Source organism: Kitasatospora sp. NPDC088783, assembly GCF_044750705.1.
In the GTDB taxonomy this organism is placed as follows: Bacteria; Actinomycetota; Actinomycetes; order Streptomycetales; family Streptomycetaceae; genus Kitasatospora; species Kitasatospora fiedleri.
On the sequence record NZ_JBIVKJ010000001.1, the window covers coordinates 993294 to 1011024 of the forward strand.

Genomic DNA, 17731 nt, shown 5'->3' on the forward strand with positions numbered 1-17731 from the left:
CGACCGGGGGAGGTCCGGGCGGGAGCGGTCTCGGCCCGGGCGGCGTCGAGCCGGTCGCGCCGTCGCCCGGCTCGACGACGGTGGTGCGCGCCTCGGTGATCGCCGCCGCGGCCGGCGTGCTGCTGGTGGTGGCGATCGTGCTGGGCAGCCGGGGCCTGCGGGACTTCGACTCGGCGCTGGTGCCGTACGCGGTGGCGTCGGTGTTCCTGACCTTCGGCGTGGTGTACCGCTACGTGGTGTGGGTCTCCGCGCCGGCCGCCCGCCGGCTCTTCGTGCAGGGCTGGAAGGCCGCGCTGTCCTGGGAGAACCTCAAACGCTCGCCCGCCGCGCTGCCGCGGATGATCGCCACCTACCTGGGCTTCCAGAAGTTCCTCGGCGCCCGCTCGCACGCCCGCTGGGCCGCGCACCAACTGATCTTCTGGGGCTGCCTGCTGGCCGCGGCGATCACCTTCCCGCTGACCTGGGGCTGGTTCACCTTCACCTCCGCCAGCGCGTCCGGCCCGGGCTACGAGATGCGGCTGTGGGGCGTGAAGCTGTTCGGCTTCGACTCCGGCAGCTTCCTCGGCTGGGCGCTCTACCACGGCCTGGACCTGGCCGCCGTGATGGTGATCGGCGGCGCCGGCTACTTCCTGTGGCGGCGGATGCGCGACCGGGCCGCGACCACCGGCCAGCGCTTCGGCTACGACTTCCTGCCGCTGCTCGCGCTGATCACCATCTCGGTCACCGGCCTGCTGCTGACCTTCTCGGAGATGTTCCTGCACGGCGGCGGCTACGAGTTCCTGGCGATCCTGCACATGGCCTCGGTGGTGCTGACCCTGGTCTACCTGCCGTTCGGCAAGTTCTTCCACATCGTGCAGCGCCCGGCCGCGGTCGGCATGCAGTTGTTCAAGTACACGGCGCGGCGCAAGGGTTCGGACGCCCAGGAGCTGCGGGCGTGCCGGCGCTGCGGGCAGCCGATCGACACCGTCGCGGCGGTGGACAACCTGCGCGCCACGATGCGCGACCTGCGCCTGGGCTTCGACGAGTGGGCCGAGTACTGCCCCCGTTGCAAGCGGGTGCTGCGCGGCAACGCCTACCTGTCGAACGTCAAGCGGGGGTTCAAGTGAGCACCGAGCACGTCCCGTTGGACCCGAGCGTCGCCCCGCTGGGGACGCGCGCCTTCCGCGACGCGGGCGGCCTGCCCGCCGCCGCCTGGCGGGCCGACCAGACCGAGCAGACCCTCGTTCCCACGCACTGCTGCTTCTGCGGCATCCAGTGCGGCATGTACCTGCGGGTGGACGGGCGCGGCAAGGTGTTCGGGGTGGAGCCGCGCAACCACGACATCAACCGGATGCGCCTGTGCCCCAAGGGGATCAACGCCTACCAGCAGGTCAACCACCCGGACCGGCTGACCGCGCCGCTGGTGCGCCGCAGCCGCGACGAGGAGTTCCGGGAGGCGAGCTGGGAGGAGGCGCTGGACTTCACCGTCGCCGAGATCCGCCGCATCCAGGCCGCGCACGGCCGGGACGCGTTCGGGATGCTCGGCGGGGCCAGCCTGTTCTCCGAGAAGACCTACCTGGTGGGCAAGTTCGCCCGGGTCGCGCTGAAGACCCGGCACGTGGACTACAACGGCCGGCTGTGCATGGTGAGCGCGGCGGGCGCCAACAAGCTGGCCTTCGGCATCGACCGGGCGGGCAACCCGTTCTCCGACATGCTGCAGACCGACTGCCTGCTGATCGCCGGGGCGAACGTCGGCGAGTGCTTCCCGGTGCTGACCCAGTACGTGTGGGGGGCCCGCGACCGGGGCGCCACCCTGATCGTGGTCGACCCCCGGGAGACCGCGGTCGCCCGCACCGCGGACGTCCACGTCGCGCTCAAGTCCGGTACGGACGCGGCGTTCTTCAACGCCGTGCTGCACGTGATCGTCGCGGAGGGCCTGACCGACGAGGCGTTCCTGGCCGAGCACGCCACCGGTTGGGAGGAGGTCAAGGCCACCGTCGCGGCGTACCCGCCCGACCGGGCGGCCGAGATCTGCGGCGTCCCCGCGGAGCAGATCGTCCAGGTGGCGCGGATGTTCGGGCGGGCGGAGCGGGCGATGGCCTGCCACGCGCGCGGCATCGAGCACCACACCCAGGGCGTGGAGAACTGCCTGACCGTCATCAACCTGTGCACCGCCACCGGCAACCTGGGCCGCCCGGGCGCCGGTTACGGCACACTCACCGGCCAGGGCAACGGCCAGGGCGGCCGCGAGCACGGCCAGAAGTCCGACCTGCTGCCCGGCGGCCGCTCCATCAACGACCCGGTGCACCGCCGGCAGATCGCCGCGATCTGGGGCATCGAGGAGTCCGAACTCCCGCAGGCCGGCACCTCGATGATGGAGATGGTCTGGCAGATGCAGCGCGACGAGATCCGCGGCCTGATCGGCGTCTGCAACAACCCCTTCGTCTCGCTGCCCAACTACGCGGTGGTGAAGGACGGTTTCGACCGGCTGGAGTTCCACGCCCAGTTCGACTTCTTCCTCTCCGAGACCGCCGCCAACGCGCACGTGGTCTTCCCGGTCACCACCTGGGCCGAGGACGAGGGCGTGATGGCCAACGCCGAGGCCCGGGTGGTCAAGCACAACAAGGCGCAGGAGCCGCCCGCGGGCGTGCGCACCGACACCTGGGTGCTGTGCGAGATCGCCCGACGGCTCGGCGAGGGCAGCAAGTTCGCCTTCGAGGGCTCCCGGGACGTCTTCGACGAGCTGCGCCGCGCCTCGGCCGGCACGGTGATCGACTACTACGGCATCACGTACGAGCGCCTGGAGGCCACCGGCGGCATCGCCTGGCCCTGCCCGAGCCTCGAACACCCGGGCACACCAAGGCTGTTCGAGGACGGCCGGACCTACCACCCGGACGGCAAGGTGCACCTGCAGGCGGTGGAGTGGCACCCGCCGGCCGACCCGTACAGCGACGAGTTCCCGATGCGGCTGACCACCGGGCGCACCGTGGCGCACTTCCTGTCCGGCAACCAGACCCGGCGCCTGGGCGGCCTGGTCGAGCAGACGCCCCGGCCGTGGGTGGAGGTCCACCCCTCGCACGGGTTCCGCAACGGGGAGCCGGTGCGGGTGGTGACCCGGCGCGGCAGCGAGGTGCTGCCCGCGCTGGTGACCGAGGCGATCCGCCCCGACCACGTCTTCGTGCCCTACCACTGGCCCTACCCGACGGCGGCGAACGTGCTGACCATCGACGCGCTGGACCCGCGCTCGAAGATCCCCGAGTACAAGGTGTGCGCGGTGCGGATCGAACGGGCCGAGCGGATCGACCCGGTGCCCGCGCCGCCGGTGCCGCCGGGCCGCGAACCGTACCCCGAGACCCAGGTCTCCCGCACCGACCCGCTGCCGCCGACCGCGCCGCAGGGCCGCGGCACCGCCGAGAGGGGCTGACCGAGATGCTCGGACGCACCATCTTCATCGACCCGGGCCGCTGCATCGGCTGCCAGGCGTGCGTGTCGGCCTGCCGCGAGTGCGACTCGCACCGCGGCAAGTCGATGATCCACCTGGACTACCCGGACGAGGGCCACACCGTCGCCGCGCTGCCGACCGTGTGCATGCACTGCGAGGACCCGGTCGCGCCGTGCGCCGAGGTCTGCCCGGCCGAGGCGATCCTGATCACCGCCGACGGCGTGGTGCAGGAGGCCGACCCGACCCGCTGCATCGGCTGCGCGAACTGCGTCAACGCCTGCCCGTTCGGCGTGCCCAAGATCGACCTGGAGGCGAAGCTCCAGATGAAGTGCAACCTCTGCTACGACCGCACCTCCTACGGCCTGGCGCCGATGTGCGCCACGGTCTGCCCCACCGGCGCCCTGTTCTACGGCACCGTCGAGGAGTTGCAGGCCGAACGGCCCGGCGTGGACGTCTCCACGATGTTCGCGTTCGGCGACACCGTGGTCTCCACCGGCGTGGCCATGGTGGTGCCGGGGGAGCGGCGGGCCCCCGTCCCCGGCGGCATGCTCACCCTGATCGAGGTCAACGGGCGCCCCACGCCCGGGAACGGAGCGAGGGCGTGACCGGCCCCGGCAACTCCCCCGAGCCGTACGGCTCCGGCGGCTCCACGGACCCCTACGGCGCCGGGGACCCCGACGGCCTCCGGGCCGAACGGGCCGCGCTCAAGGACCGGATCAGCGCCGACTCGCTGACCACCCGGCGCGACTACCTGCGGATCGTCGCCACCGTCTCCGGCGGCCTGGCGGTCGGCTCCACCGTCGTCTCGGCCGGCGTGCTGCACCGCCACGGGGACGGCGCCGCCGCCCCGTTGAAGGTCGCCGACCGGCTGGAGCGCGGCGAGGCGGTGAGCTTCGACTACCCCGGCGAGGACGACCGGGCGATGGCGATCCGGCTGCCCGACGGCACCCTGGTCGGCTACTCCACGGTCTGCACCCACCTGGCCTGCGGGGTGCTCTGGCGGCGCGACCACGGCAGTGACGGCGACCTCTACTGCCCTTGCCACGAGGGGCAGTTCGACTCCCGCACCGGCGAGGTCACCGGCGGCCCGCCGCCCCGCCCGCTGCCCAAGGTGGTGGTGGTCGAGGACGCCCAGGGCGCGGTGTGGGCGATCGGCACCGCCCGCTCCGGCGAGGACGAGGAGGCCGGCCTGTGCCGCGGCCTGACCGAGCGCAACCCGGCCCTCGCCGAGGCGGCCGGCTGCGCGAACCGCAAGAGCGGCCGATGACCGGCGTCCGGAGCGACCTGACGGATCGTCAACCAACGTGTGGAGGTGCGGGATGAGCGTCCCCGAAGGCCACTACCCGGAGGGCTACCACCCCGGCAGCGACGAGCCGCGGCTCAACCGGCCCGTCCGCGAACGGTACCCGCAGATCCGGTCCACCTCCGGCTACGCCGACCCCCGGGTCTCCGCGACCGGCCCCGGCCCCGGCGCGGGCACCGACCAGCAGCCCGAGCGCTCGGCGATCCTGTCCGCCCGGCTGGCGCTGGGCGTCACCATCGTGGTCGGCCAGCTGTGGGCGCTGAGCACCGCCACCAACGCCTGGATGCGCGGCGAGACGGCCACCGCCTGGTGGTGCACCGGGTTCAGCGCCGCGTCCTTCCTGGTCGTCCTGCTCGCCTGGCGGATCGCGCCCAACGACCGCTGACCGCACCGGCGTTGCGGACGGTCACGATTCACCACCGCCCGCCCCGCCCGCGTTCCCGAACCGCCCGCCGCCCCGTACGCTGTCCCCCTGGCCGCGCGGGCGGCCGACGGGACACACCGCGGGGTGGCCGGCCGACGAGCCGGCACCCGCCGGGTCGCGCGCCGTGCGGGCGCGGGAAGGGCACGGCGCATGACGGAGCACCCCACCACCGGAACGGTCCAGCCCAGGCCGTTCCCCGACCGGCAGGCCGTGCTCCGCGCGGCCGTCCTGGTCCCCGTCACGGTCTCCCACATGCACGAGGCCCACCCGCACGGCCCGCTCACCCTCGCCGCCACCGCGCCCGTCGGCGCGCGCACCGGCGGCCTGGACTGGGACGGGCGGCGGCTGGTCCACCACCCCGAACCCGCCCGGGTGGTCGGCGCCCGGATCGAGGTCCTCACCGTCGGCGACCACCACCTCGGGCACGCCGTCGCGGGCCCCGGCGGCGAGCTCCACTGGCCGCAGTGGGCCCGCCTCGGCGACACCCCCGTCCACTGGCACGGCCGGCCCGACCTGCTCGCCGAGGGCGGCGCCCACCCCTGCCGGCTCCACCTCACCGGCGACCAGCGCGCCCTGCTCGTCCAGGCCGAGGGCGAGCACGGCCTCGACTTCAACGAGGCACTGCTGCGCGTCACCCGCCCGCTCGCCGAAGCACTCGACCTGCTCCCGCCCGACCTGCGCCGCACCGAGGCGGTCGACCGCCTGGTCGCCCTGCTGACCGACCGCGGCGCCCGCTACCTCGTCCCCGCCGACCCGTACCACCTGCCCGGCTGGGAGGCGCACCTCCACCACGCCTACCTGGCCCTCGACGCGCAGGCCCGTGCCCACCGCGACGAACGGCCCACGCCCGCCACCGCCGCCCACCGCCCGGTCCGCTACGACGCCCTGGTGCGGCCCGGCGAGGACGGCCGGCCGGAGATCGTGCTGACGCCCGTGCTGCGCAAGAGCGGCCAGTGGCTGCCCGCGATGGACCCGGCCGCGCTCGACCTGCCCTGCCACGGCAGCGGGACGGACCGCGGGCTCGCGGCGGCCGGGTAGCCGGGCGAGGTGTCCGGGCGGGCCGGGCCGGCGGGCCGGCGGCTCAGGGCAGCGGCTGCGGGCGCTGGGCGAGCACCGCGCCGACCAGCAGGCCGACGGCGATCGCCACCACCGTGGTGACCATCGACAGCAGGTCGTGGAAGCCCCGCACGGGATGGCCGCCGGCCAGACTGGTCAGGCCGCGCATGCCCAGCGAGCCGACCGTCAGGGTGAAGAACCCGGGCAGCGCCAGCAGCAGCCGCGGCGGCCGGTCCGGCCGGTGCGCCACCGCCGTGGCCAGCGCCCCCAGCGCCACGGCGGCCACGAACGTCCCGCCCACCTCGCCGACCAGCTTCGTCGCCCCCGACTGCACCGCGACCGTCAGGTACACCGTGCCCAGCAGGACCGGCAGCAGCCGCCACGGCACCGCGAACGCCAGCACCGTGCCGACGGTGAACACCACCCAGGACAGGAACACCGCCCAGCGCGGCAGGTCGGCGCGCGCCGCCACGTCGAACAGCGCCGAGGTGTCCCCGCCGGTCGCGTACACCCCGAGCATCACGCCCAGGTACAGCTGCAGCAGCAGGAACACCGCGTACACCAGGCGCACCGCGCCGGTGGTGAGGAACCCGGCGGCCAGCTCGGCGGCGGCGGCCGACAGCAGGTCGCCGGGGACGAAGTAGAACAGCGCCGGGAGCATCAGCAGCACCGCCCCGCCGTGCGCCGGGGTGCGGGCGAACACCTCCAGCACCAGCACCGACACGGCCGCCGCCGCGACCAGCGGCAGCACCCGCGACAGCCGCGGCCACCGCCCCGCCGCCACCGCCAGCACCGCCGTGACCAGGCCCAGCAGCGCACTGCTGCCGATCTCGTACCAGGTCGGCTGCATCAGCGGCGCGAAGCCCACCGTGAACAGCACGATCCCCAGGCCCTTGAGCCACCACGGGTACGGGGCGGGCGCGCCGTCGATCGCCGCCAGCCCCCGCTCGGCCTCCGCGAGGGGGGTGCGGCCCAGGGCGGCCCGGTGCGCCCACGGCTTGAGCGCGGCGACCTTGTCGAGCCGGGCGACGTCCGGGAAGGCCCGCACCGCGACCGTCGAGCTGCGGCCGTCCAGCGACACGGTCAGCGTCGCGCCGTCCGGCACCAGCACCATCGCGCTCCGGGCGCCGAAACCCGCCGCGACCCGCGCCACCGTCCGCTCGACCTCCGAGGCGCCCTCGCCGCTCGCCGCCAGCAGCATCCGGGTCAGCCGCTCCAGCAGCGCCGTCAAGCGCTCCAGCGCCACCCCGCCGCCGTCCGGCTCCGTGCGCACCGCCCGCCCGCCGTCCATCCGCGCCTCCCGCGCCTCCCGCGGCGCCTGACCCGGCACCCGCTCACATCCTCGCCCGGTCCGCGGCGGGCTGCGCGGCGGCCGACCGCCGACGTGCGGTGCCCGAAATGTGGTGATACCACTCGTAGGACCTGTGGAAGGGAGCCAGTCGATGGACGACTACCCGGCGCTCAACCTGTTCTGGACCATGCTGTGGCTGTTCCTGTGGATCCTGTGGTTCTTCCTGATGTTCAAGGTGCTGACCGACATCTTCCGCAGCCACGACATGGGCGGCTGGGCCAAGGCCGCCTGGACGATCTTCGTGATCGTGCTGCCCTACCTCGGCGTCCTGGTCTACCTGATCGCCCGCGGCCAGGGGATGGGCCACCGCGACCGGGCGGTCGCCGCGCAGGCCGAGGGACAGTTCCAGGACTACATCAGGAAGGCCGCCGGGACGGAGGACCGGGACACCGGACCTCGGCACGTCGACGAACTCGCCCGGCTCGCCGACCTGAAGGACAGCGGCGCCCTCTCCGAGGAGGAGTTCCGGGCCGCGAAGCAGAAACTGCTCGCCTGAACACCGATGGCTGACGGGACCGGACCCGATGGCCGACGGGACCGGGCGGGCCCGCGGACGCCGCGCCGCCGGCCGGGACCGTCGGGCCGAGGCCGCCCGGCCGGGCCGGAGAACGGACCGGACCGGTCCGGACGAACCCGCCGAGCGGCGGACGGGAGGAGGACCACGGCGTGCCGGAACCGCAGCTGACGCCCGAGGTGTTCGACCGCGCCGTCGTCGCGATCGCCCTGACCGCCGGCCCCGAGCACCGGATGGTCTACTACAACGACGCCTTCCGCGAGCTGTTCGGCGACCGCCCGCTCGGCGCGCCCGCCCGCGAAGCCTTCACCGAACCCGGCAGCGAGCGCTTCCTCGCCACCCTGGACGCCGTCCTCGCCGACGGCACCGCCCGGCAGGTCACCGCCCACCGCACCCTCGGCTGCCCCGGCGCCGGACCCGCCCACCGCCACTTCGTCTACTCCTGCTCGCCCGCCGCCACCCGGTACGGCCCCGGCATCCTCGCCGCCGCCATCGACACCACCGCCGAACTGCACTCCGCCCTCGAGGCCGAACGCCAGTCCGCCGAACGCCTGGAAGCCCTGCGGCGCTACGAGGCGCTGATGGCCGCCGCCGCCCAGATGGTCTGGGTCGCCCGCACCGACGGCACCGCCAGCGAACTCATGCCCGGCTGGGAGGAGATCACCGGCCAGCCCTTCTCCGAAGCCGCCGCCGACGACGGCTGGCTCGACGTCGTCCACCCCCAGGACCGCGCCGACACCGCCGCCCGCTGGGCCGCCGCCGCCCGCGACCTGCCCCGCGTCTTCGACCACACCTTCCGGGTCCGCAGCGCCGCCGGCGGCTACCGGCACGTCCGCTCCCGCGCCGTCCCCGTCCCGCACGAGAGCAGCGGCACCGAATGGATCGGCACCACCCGCGACATCGAGGACCACTGGCGCGGACGCCTGCGCGAACGGCTGCTCGCCCGGGCCGGCGCCGTCACCGAGGCCGAACGCGCCGAGGACGCCTTCGCCGCCCTCGCCGCCACCCTCGTCCCCGACCTCACCGACGTGTGCGCCGTCTACCTGCTGCCCGCACCCGACGCCGCCGGCGAGGAGATCGTCGCCACCCGGATCGCCTCCGTCGCCCGCCCCGGACTGCCCCCGCTGCCCCCGCTCAACCAGCAGACCTTCACCCTCGGCGCCCGGGCCCGCCAAGCCGTCACCGACCGCACCCCCGCCCTGCTCGACCTCACCGACGGCGCGGTCCCCGGCGGAGCCGTCCCCGAGATATCGGCCCGCTGGCTGTCCGCCGCCCGCGCCACCAGCCTCACCCTGCTGCCCATCGTCGTCGACGGCGCCGTCGTCGCCCTCGCCGCCACCGCCGGCTGCGAGGACGCGCCCCCGCCCGGACCCGCCGACATCGACCTCCAGCACGAAGTCCTGCAACGCGCCCAGGCCCCGCTGCGCCAGGCCCTCGCCCTGCAACGCGCCCGGCACGCCGCCGTCGTCCTGCAACGCGCCCTGCTCACCACCCTGCCCCGGCTCGGCGCCGCCGCCGTCGCCGCCCGCTACCAGCCCGGCAGCCGCAACGCCGAGGTCGGCGGCGACTGGTACGACGCCTTCGCGCTGCCCGACGGCTCGCTCGCCGTCACCATCGGCGACGTGGCCGGCCACGACCTCGCCGCCGCCACCACCATGGGCCAGCTGCGCGCCATGCTGCGCTCCATCGCCTACACCCGCGGCCACGCCCACACCCCCGCCGACACCCTGCGCGAACTCGACACCGCCGCCGAGGGGTTGGGCGTGGGCAGTTTCGCCACCGCGGTGCACGCCCGGCTGGTGCGGCACGGCGCCGACGGCGGCTGGGAGATGGAGTGGGCCAACGCCGGACACCCGCCGCCCGTCCTCGTCCCGGTCGACGGACCGCCCCGGCTGCTGGCCGCCGAGGACGCCGACGTCCCGCTGTGCGTGGACCCGCGCCGGCCCCGGGTCACCCACCGGCACCCCGTCGGGCCCGGCGAGACACTGCTGCTCTACACCGACGGCCTGGTCGAAGTCCCCGGCGAGCACCTGAACGACGGCCTCGCCCGGCTCTGCCGCACCGCCGCCGCGGCCCGCCACCGCCCGCTGGCCGACTTCTGCGACCACCTGGTCGCCCAGGTCGCCGACGTCCGCGACGACATCGCCGTGATCGCCTTCCGGCCCGACCCGCAGGGACGCGCGGTGGACGCCGCGAGCAGAGGCCCCGGCCGGGAGGGCGGCCGGTGAGCGACGGCGAGCAGGAGGAGCGGCGGGGGGACGGCGAGCAGGACGGGATGCGGAGGAACGGCGTGGACGGCCACCGGGACGACCGGCACAGCGACGGAGAGGGCGGCGACGTGAGCGGACCGGCGGACGGGGCGGGCGGGGGCGCGGTGCCCCGGCCGGCGGGCAGCGGCCAGGGCGACCACGTCGACGCGGCCCTGCTCGACGCGCTGTTCGCGCAGGCCCCGATCGGCCTCTACCTGCTCGACGACGAGCTGCGGGTGATCCGCTACAACAGCGCCGCCCGCGGCGTGCGCGACATGGCGAGCACCGACATCGTCGGACACCGCCCCGCCGAGTTCGCCCCCGGCTTCGACCGCGTCGAACTGGAGGTGCTCGCCCGGCAGGCCCTCCAGGACGGCGGCTACGTCCGCGAACACCTGGTGCGCGGCCGGATGCCCGCCGACCCCGGACACGAGATGGTCGGCGCGGTCTCCCTGTTCCGGATCGTCTCCGACACCGGCCGCCGCTACCTGGTCGCCGCCGTCGAGGACGTCACCGAACGGCAGTGCGCCCTCGACCGGCTCGACATCCTGCACAGCGCGCACCGCCGCCTCGGCGTCTCCCTCGACGCCATCGGCTCCGCCCAGGAACTCGCCGAGGTCGCCGTCCCCCGCTTCGCCGACTCCGCCACCGTCGACCTGCTCGACGAACCACTGCGCGGACTGCCGCTGCGCCCCGGCCCGATCGACCCCGGCGCGCCACTGCGCCGGGCCGCCTACCGCTCGGTGCGCGGCACCGGCCCCGCCGGACCCTCGGCGGGCCCCGTCCCGCACGGCGCGCTGTCCACGTACGGGGCGCCGACCCCGTACAGCCGGACCCTGGAGGACGGGCGGGCCCGGCTGATCCGCGGGCTGGGCGGGGAGGAGGAGTGGCTGGCCGCCGACCCCGAGCGGGGGCGGCGGCTGACCGGGCTCGGCGTGCACTCGATGATCGTCGCGCCGCTGGTGGTGCACGACGCCGTGCTGGGCGTGCTGGCGCTGTACCGGCACCGGCGGCCCGAACCCTTCGACCAGGACGACCTGGAGCTGGCCGTCGAACTGGCCTCGCGCGGCGCGGTCGCCATCGACAAGGCCCGCAGCTACGCCCGGGAACGGTCGATCGCCACCACGTTGCAGCGCCAACTGCTGCCCCGGGAACCGGTGGAGCTGAGCGCCGTGCGCAGCGCGCACGTCTACCTGCCGGGCGTGGTCGGCCCGGGCGGGGACTGGTACGACGTGGTGCCGCTGTCCGCCGCCCGGGTCGGCCTGGCGATCGGCTCGGTCACCGGCACCGGCATCGAGGCCGCCGCCCTGATGGGCCAGGTCCGCACCGCGCTGCGCACGCTGGCCGTCCAGGACCTGCCGCCCGACGAACTGCTGGTGCGGCTGGACGACGCGGCCCGGGTGCTGACCGACGAGCAGCGCGGCAGCCTGCCGGCCGGCGCGAGCACCCTGCCGGACGGCCTGGCCTCCTGCCTGTACCTGGTCTACGACCCGATCGCCCGGACCTGCACGGCCGCCTCCGCCGGACACCCCGGGCCGGTGGTGGTCGGCCCCGACGGCGTGCCGGTGCCGTTCCCGGTCGAACCCGGGCTGCCGCTGGGCTGCGGCGACGGCTGCTACGAGATGCGCGTCGCGGAACTGCCGGTCGGCAGCGTCCTGGCGCTGTACACCAACGGGCTGATGTCCGGCCCGCCGCGGCGCACGCCGCCCCGGGCGGACGGCGCCGCGGAGCGCGGGCCGGGGCGGAGCGCGGAGCGCGGCGGCCTGGACGAGACGCTGCCGGCCGGGCCGGGGGAGGGCCGGCGGGCGGTGCTGCAACGGGTGCTGGCCCGGGCCGGGGAGGAGGAACTGGCGCAGCTGTGCGACCAGGCGGTGTACGCGCTGCTGCCCGAGCGCCAGCGCGAGGACGCCGTGCTGCTGCTGGTGCGCACCCTGGAGCTGCCCGAGGACAAGGTCGCGGTGTGGACCCTGCCGGAGGACCCGGCGGTGGTGCGCACCGCCCGGCGGCTGGCCGAACACCAGCTCGCCGCCTGGGGATTGGAGGAGCTGGAGTTCGCCACCGGCCTGATCGTCAGCGAACTGGTGACCAACGCGATCCGGTACGGGAAGTCGCCGATCCGGCTGCGGCTGATCAACGACCGGGGCCTGATCTGCGAGGTGTCGGACAGCTCGGACAGCACGCCGCACCTGCGGCGCGCCAAGTCCACCGACGAGGGCGGCCGGGGGCTGTTCATCATCGGGCAGTTGGCGCAGCGCTGGGGGACCAGGTTCGCCCGGCACGGCAAGACCATCTGGGCGCAGCAGGAGGTGCCGGAGACGTCGGAGGTGCCGGGGGCGCCCGCGGCCTCGGCGGCGCCGGTGGTGCCGGGGATGGCGGGGCTGGCGGAGGGCGGCGGGGAGTAGCGGGCCGCGGGCGGCCACCGGGGTGTCGCGGTGGCCGCCCGCGGGCGCGGTGCGCCGGCCGGGTCCGGGGGCCCGCGCGTTCAGGCGCCCGGCGCGCCGGTGGGGCTCAGGGGCGGGTCTTGGGGGCGTTCTCCGCGGTCCGGGCCGGGTCGAACTCGGCGACCGGGGCCAGGATCTCGTCCATCCGGGCGAGCAGCGCGGGCTCCAGCTTCACGCCGGCGGCCTTGACGTTCTCGGTGACCTGCTCGGGGCGGGAGGCGCCGATGATCGCGGCCGAGACGTTCGGGTTCTGCAGCACCCAGGCGACGGCGAGCTGGGCGAGCGACAGCCCGGCCTCCGCGGCGAGCGGGTGCAGCAGCTGGACGCGCTCCAGGACCTCGGGCCGCAGCCAGCGGGAGACGAAGTTCGCGCCGCCCTTCTCGTCGGTGGCCCGGGAGCCCGCCGGCGGCTCCGCCCCGGGCTGGTACTTGCCGGTCAGCACGCCCTGCGCGATCGGCGACCAGACCACCTGGCCGATGCCCAACTCCTCGCAGGTGGGCACCACTTCACCCTCGATGACGCGCCACAGCGCGCTGTACTGCGGCTGGCTGGAGACCAGCGGGACACGCAGCTCGCGGGCCAGCGCGTGACCGGCCCGGATCTGCTCGGCCGTCCACTCGGAGACGCCGATGTACAGCGCCTTGCCGGAGCGGACCACGTCGGCGAACGCCTCCATGGTCTCCTCCAGCGGGGTGGAGGGGTCGTAGCGGTGGGCCTGGTAGACGTCCACGTAGTCGGTCTGCAGGCGGCGCAGCGAGCCGTCGATCGACTCCAGGATGTGCTTGCGGCCCAGCCCCCGGTCGTTGCGGCCGGGGCCGGTCGGCCAGAACACCTTGGTGAGCACCTCCAGCCCCTCGCGGCGCTCGCCCTTGAGGGCCCGTCCGAGGACCGACTCGGCGCGGGTCTCGGCGTAGACGTCGGCGGTGTCGAAGGTGGTGATGCCCGCGTCGAGGGCGGCCCGGATGCAGGCGGCCGCGGTGTCCTCCTCGACCTGCGAGCCGTGGGTGAGCCAGTTCCCGTACGCGATCTCGCTGATGATCAGGCCGCTGCGGCCCAGGTGACGGAATTCCATGATCTGTACCGTACGTCAGCGGCGGCGGCGTCGGCACCACCCCGGCCAGGGCGGCGGGGTCGGTGCGCGGGGCGGCGGACGGGGGCGGTACGCGGGGCGGTGGACGGGGTCGGAGGTCGCCGGGCCCGGGCCTTTGGGCCCTACCGGGCGGGGCGGGGCGGGCGCAGGCTCAAGACACGGAAGCGTGCGACCCGACGAGGATGCGGCGAGGAGTGATCCGCGATGACCGAGCCGATGGCGGGAACGGTGGACGGGGTGCCGGGCGGGCCGAGCCCGGCCGAACTGCGGGAACTGGTCGCCGCGGCCGGGGCCGCGCCGTCGCTGCACAACACGCAGCCGTGGCGGTTCCGGCCGACCGCGGACGGCCCCGGGGTGCTGGTGTTCGCCGACCCCGCGCGGGCCGTGCCGCTGGCCGATCCGGACGGGCGGGCGATGCTGCTGTCGGTCGGGGCGGCGCTGTTCAACCTGCGGGTGGCGGCTGCCCGACTCGGGCTGCCGGTCGAGGAGTTGGACCTGATGCCGGGACCGGGCGGGTCGGACGGGCCGGTGGCGGTGGTGCGTTTCGGCCCGCGCGGCGCGCCCCACGAGCCGGTCGAGTTGGCCGAGTTGGCGGAGGCGGTCGGCCAACGGCACTCCAGCCGCGAGCCGTTCGGGAACCGGGACGTGCCCGAGGCGGTGATCGGCGAGCTGATCGAGGCCGCCGCCGACGAGGACGCCGTGCTGGACGTGCTGGAGGAGTCCGGCGCGCGCCGGGTGCTGGCACTGACCGCGGAGGCCGAGGCCCGGATCGCCGCGGACGCCGCCCGCCGGGCGGAGACGGGTGGTTGGCTGCGCGCGGAGCCCGCGGGTCGTGCTCCCGCGAGCGGTGCCGCGGACGGCATCCCGGAGTGGGCGCTCGGGCCGCAGGACCACGAAGCCCGGGTCCCCGTACGGGACTTCGCCGGGCGCGGGCCCGTGCGCACGCAGCGCTTCGAGGCGCTGCCGCAGGTGGCGACCATCGCCACCCGGGGCGACACGGCGGCGGACTGGCTGCGGGCCGGGCAGGCGCTGGAGCGGGTGTGGCTGGTGGCGACCGCCCGGGGGCTGCGCGTCTCGGTGCTCCACCAGGCCGTCGAACTCCCGGACACCCGATGGCGGTTGCGCGATCCCGACAGCGGCGTCGGCACCGTCCAGGTGGTGCTGCGGGTCGGCTACGGCCCGCCCGGGGCGGCCACCCCGCGCCGGAGCGTCGACGACCTGCTGCGCGACCCGGCCCGGGGTCGCTGACCGCCGACCGCCGGGGACTGTCAGTGGCCGGGGGCATCATCGGCCGGGAGGATTCCCCAGCGGACGGAGCGGCGGCATGACGATCACCAACGAGCGGATGGCGGGGTACGAGTTCCTGGGCCCGATGCGCGGGGACGGCTACTACCCGGCGCACCTGGTGGCCAAGGGCGGCGACATCCTGCACGCGCTGTGCGAGCGGATCGAAGGCCGACCGCCGCGCGGGCTCGACGAGTTGTACGAGCTGACGCACGCCGCGACGGAGCAGTTCAACCTGCTGGCGGAGGAGTTCCACGAGGCCGGCAGCGAGATCGAGACCGTCGCGCGCGAGGCGATCGCCGCGGACTTCGACCACCTCGCCCGGGCGTACGGCTTCCTGGAGGCCGACCTGGAGGAGCTGGTCGACCCCCGCGAGTGGTGAGGCGGCAGGCGGGCGCGGTTCAGCGGACGGCGGAGGCCAGCAGGGCGCGGTGCGGGAGCAGCAGGGCGTCCGGGGCCGCCGGGTCGGTGCGGTACTCCTCGGCGAGCCGCTCGTAGTGGCGGCGGGCCGCGTCCCGGACGGCGGGCGGCTGGGCGAGCAGGGTCAGCCCGATGGTGGCGACACCGGCCGCCGGGCCGCTCCACCACTCGTCCAGGGTGGTGGCGTGGTCGAACTCGACGGTGCTCCCGTGGGCGTCGCGCAGTCCGGCGCCGGTGAGTAGTTCGGCCAGGCCGTCGGGGGTGCGGTCGAAGTCGTCGGCCGGGTCGAGCGGCCCGAGGTGTGCCGGGCGGGCCGCGCCGGCCGCCTGCAGGGCGCGCGGGACCAGCGTCTGGCCCGGGGCGGGGCTGCCCGACCAGATGGTCAGGGCGAGCCGCCCGCCCGGGCGCAGCACGCGCCGCAGTTCGGCGAGCGCGAGCAGCGGCCGACCGACGTGGTTGAGCACGAAGTTGGCCACCACCGCGTCGAACTCGCCGTCCGGGAAGGGCAGTTCGGGGAGGGTGGCGAGTTCGCTCCGGGCCTGCGGGACGTCGCGGCGGACGAGTGCGAGCATGCTCGGTTCGGCGTCGACGGCGGTGACCAGGGCGCCGCGGGCCACCGCCGCCGCGGCGACGGTGCCCGGCCCCGTCCCGACGTCCAGCACCCGGTCCCGCGCGGACACGCCCGCCGCGTCGAGGAGCCGCTCCACGGGGCGGGCGCAGAGCCGGCCGAACGAGGCGGCGTAGACGGCGCCGTGCCCGGCCCAGGCGGTGCGCTCGTTGGCGTCGAAAGCGGTGGTCGGCGGTGCGGTCCGCGGCATGGGTCCCCCTCGTTCCGGTGGTTGGCGGACGATCATAGTCGGACGGGGCCGGAGCCCGGCCCGCCGCGGGCGGCGGGGGAACGCCGAAGGGCGCGACCGGAGCGGTCGCGCCCTTCGGGCCGGGCAGGCCGGTCGACGGGACGTCAGCCCGTCTTGACCTGCTCGGTGAGCTGGGGGAGGACGGTGAAGAGGTCTCCGACGACGCCGTAGTCGACGAGTTCGAAGATGGGGGCTTCGGGGTCCTTGTTGACGGCGACGATGGTCTTGCTGGTCTGCATGCCGGCGCGGTGCTGGATGGCGCCGGAGATGCCGGCGGCGACGTAGAGCTGGGGGGAGACCTGCTTGCCGGTCTGGCCGACCTGGCTGCTGTGGGGGTACCAGCCGGCGTCGACGGCGGCGCGGGAGGCGCCGACGGCGGCGCCGAGGGCGTCGGCGAGGTCCTCGACGACGGAGAAGCCGTCGGCGGCGCCGACGCCGCGGCCGCCGGAGACGACGATGGCGGCCTCGGTGAGTTCGGGGCGGCCGGTGGAGACGCGGGGGGTGCGGGAGGTGACGGTGGCGGCGTTGCCGCTCAGGGCGACGGTGACGTTCTGGACGGTGCCGGCGGCGGGGGCGGGTTCGGGGGCGGTGCTGTTGGGCTTGACGGTGATGACGGGGGCGCCGGTGGTGACGGTGGACTTGACCTGGAAGGAGGCGGCGAACACCGACTGGGTGGCGACGGGGCCGTCTTGGCCCTGCTCGACGTCGACGGCGTCGGTGATCAGGCCGGAGCCCAGGCGCAGGGCGGTGCGGGCGGCGATCTCCTTGTTCTCGCCGGAGGAGGTGAGCAGGACGGCGGCGGCGCCGGTGTCCTTGGCGATCTGGGTGAGGGCGTCGACCTTGGGGACGACGAGCTGGGAGGTGAACTCCTCGGCGTCGGCGGTGTGGACGGTGGCGGCGCCGTACTCGGCGGCCTTGGCGGCGATGCCGGCGGCGGCGGCTCCGGCGCCCAGGACGACGGCGCGGGGGGTGCCCAGGCGGCGGGCGAGGGTCAGCAGTTCGAGGGCGGGCTTGCGCACGGCGCCGTCGACGTGGTCGACGAGGACCAGGATCTCGGTCATGGTCGGTTGCTCCTGGGGATGCGTGGAAGAACGGGTGTGACGGGCCGCCGGGTGCGGGTGTGCACGGCGGCGCTGTTCATCGGCGCGGGGGCGCGGCCGGGGCGGTCGCCGGGCGAGCGGTGCGGGCTCGGGGCGACCGCCGGGCGGGGCGCGGTGGCGCGGCCGGTCAGATGAACTTCTGCTCGGCGAGGTAGGCGGCGAGCTGCTTGCCGCCCTGGCCCTCGTCGGTCACGATGACGCCCTTGGTGCGGGCGGGGCGG

General features: G+C 75.4%; 15 protein-coding genes and 1 pseudogene. 11 read left to right on the forward strand and 5 right to left on the reverse strand.

Annotated elements, in window-relative coordinates:
- The first annotated feature begins 80 nt into the window (after window positions 1-80).
- The 6 genes from ACIP60_RS04410 to ACIP60_RS04435 all read left to right on the forward strand — a co-directional run bounded on the left by ACIP60_RS04410 (window position 81) and on the right by ACIP60_RS04435 (window position 6186).
- Window positions 81-1106 carry an MFS transporter gene (locus tag ACIP60_RS04410; protein WP_400679944.1) on the forward strand — a complete coding sequence of 342 codons (1026 nt, stop codon included), beginning with the start codon at window positions 81-83 and terminating at the stop codon, window positions 1104-1106.
- Complete coding sequence (locus ACIP60_RS04415; protein WP_400679858.1) at window positions 1103-3403, forward strand: molybdopterin oxidoreductase family protein; 2301 nt, start codon at window positions 1103-1105, stop codon at window positions 3401-3403. The genes ACIP60_RS04410 and ACIP60_RS04415 overlap by 4 nt, the downstream gene beginning before the upstream one ends.
- Window positions 3404-3408: 5 nt before the next feature.
- Window positions 3409-4026 carry a 4Fe-4S dicluster domain-containing protein gene (locus ACIP60_RS04420; protein WP_400679860.1) on the forward strand — a complete coding sequence of 206 codons (618 nt, stop codon included), beginning with the start codon at window positions 3409-3411 and terminating at the stop codon, window positions 4024-4026.
- Window positions 4023-4688 carry a ubiquinol-cytochrome c reductase iron-sulfur subunit gene (locus tag ACIP60_RS04425; RefSeq protein WP_400679862.1) on the forward strand — a complete coding sequence of 222 codons (666 nt, stop codon included), beginning with the start codon at window positions 4023-4025 and terminating at the stop codon, window positions 4686-4688. The genes ACIP60_RS04420 and ACIP60_RS04425 overlap by 4 nt, the downstream gene beginning before the upstream one ends.
- Before the next feature lie 52 nt (window positions 4689-4740).
- Entirely contained in the window at window positions 4741-5109 is a 369-nt protein-coding gene (locus tag ACIP60_RS04430) for a hypothetical protein (RefSeq protein ID WP_400679864.1), read from the forward strand.
- A 189-nt stretch (window positions 5110-5298) separates the two neighbouring features.
- The gene (locus ACIP60_RS04435; RefSeq protein WP_400679866.1) at window positions 5299-6186 is read left to right on the forward strand and encodes a hypothetical protein; all 888 of its coding nucleotides are present in this window, start codon (window positions 5299-5301) and stop codon (window positions 6184-6186) included.
- A gap of 43 nt (window positions 6187-6229) precedes the next feature.
- Here the strand turns inward: ACIP60_RS04435 and ACIP60_RS04440 are convergent, their stop codons facing one another.
- The gene (locus tag ACIP60_RS04440; protein WP_400679867.1) at window positions 6230-7534 is read right to left on the reverse strand and encodes a threonine/serine exporter ThrE family protein; all 1305 of its coding nucleotides are present in this window, start codon (window positions 7532-7534) and stop codon (window positions 6230-6232) included.
- 112 nt (window positions 7535-7646) lie between these two features.
- On the opposite strand from ACIP60_RS04440, the gene ACIP60_RS04445 reads away from it, so the two are divergent.
- The 3 genes from ACIP60_RS04445 to ACIP60_RS04455 all read left to right on the forward strand — a co-directional run bounded on the left by ACIP60_RS04445 (window position 7647) and on the right by ACIP60_RS04455 (window position 12720).
- Complete coding sequence (locus tag ACIP60_RS04445; RefSeq protein WP_400679869.1) at window positions 7647-8051, forward strand: SHOCT domain-containing protein; 405 nt, start codon at window positions 7647-7649, stop codon at window positions 8049-8051.
- A 170-nt stretch (window positions 8052-8221) separates the two neighbouring features.
- On the forward strand, window positions 8222-10297 hold the full coding sequence (locus tag ACIP60_RS04450; RefSeq protein ID WP_400679872.1) for a SpoIIE family protein phosphatase: 2076 nt from the start codon (window positions 8222-8224) through the stop codon (window positions 10295-10297).
- A complete protein-coding gene (locus ACIP60_RS04455) occupies window positions 10294-12720 on the forward strand; it encodes a SpoIIE family protein phosphatase (RefSeq protein WP_400679874.1) in 2427 nt (808 codons plus the stop codon). The genes ACIP60_RS04450 and ACIP60_RS04455 overlap by 4 nt, the downstream gene beginning before the upstream one ends.
- Window positions 12721-12826: 106 nt before the next feature.
- On the opposite strand, the gene ACIP60_RS04460 is transcribed toward ACIP60_RS04455, so the two are convergent.
- Window positions 12827-13831 carry an aldo/keto reductase family protein gene (locus ACIP60_RS04460; RefSeq protein ID WP_400679876.1) on the reverse strand — a complete coding sequence of 335 codons (1005 nt, stop codon included), beginning with the start codon at window positions 13829-13831 and terminating at the stop codon, window positions 12827-12829.
- Window positions 13832-14053: 222 nt separating this feature from the next.
- On the opposite strand from ACIP60_RS04460, the gene ACIP60_RS04465 reads away from it, so the two are divergent.
- Complete coding sequence (locus tag ACIP60_RS04465; RefSeq protein ID WP_400679878.1) at window positions 14054-15097, forward strand: Acg family FMN-binding oxidoreductase; 1044 nt, start codon at window positions 14054-14056, stop codon at window positions 15095-15097.
- 76 nt (window positions 15098-15173) lie between these two features.
- The gene (locus ACIP60_RS04470; RefSeq protein WP_400679881.1) at window positions 15174-15515 is read left to right on the forward strand and encodes a DUF5713 family protein; all 342 of its coding nucleotides are present in this window, start codon (window positions 15174-15176) and stop codon (window positions 15513-15515) included.
- A 19-nt stretch (window positions 15516-15534) separates the two neighbouring features.
- Here ACIP60_RS04470 and ACIP60_RS04475 read toward each other — a convergent pair whose 3' ends face one another.
- The 3 genes and pseudogenes from ACIP60_RS04475 to ACIP60_RS04485 all read right to left on the reverse strand — a co-directional run.
- The gene (locus tag ACIP60_RS04475) at window positions 15535-16371 is read right to left on the reverse strand and encodes a class I SAM-dependent methyltransferase (protein WP_400679883.1); all 837 of its coding nucleotides are present in this window, start codon (window positions 16369-16371) and stop codon (window positions 15535-15537) included.
- 143 nt (window positions 16372-16514) lie between these two features.
- A complete protein-coding gene (locus tag ACIP60_RS04480; protein WP_400679885.1) occupies window positions 16515-17471 on the reverse strand; it encodes an electron transfer flavoprotein subunit alpha/FixB family protein in 957 nt (318 codons plus the stop codon).
- 166 nt (window positions 17472-17637) lie between these two features.
- A pseudogene (locus ACIP60_RS04485) lies at window positions 17638-17731 on the reverse strand (electron transfer flavoprotein subunit beta); the annotation flags it as partial.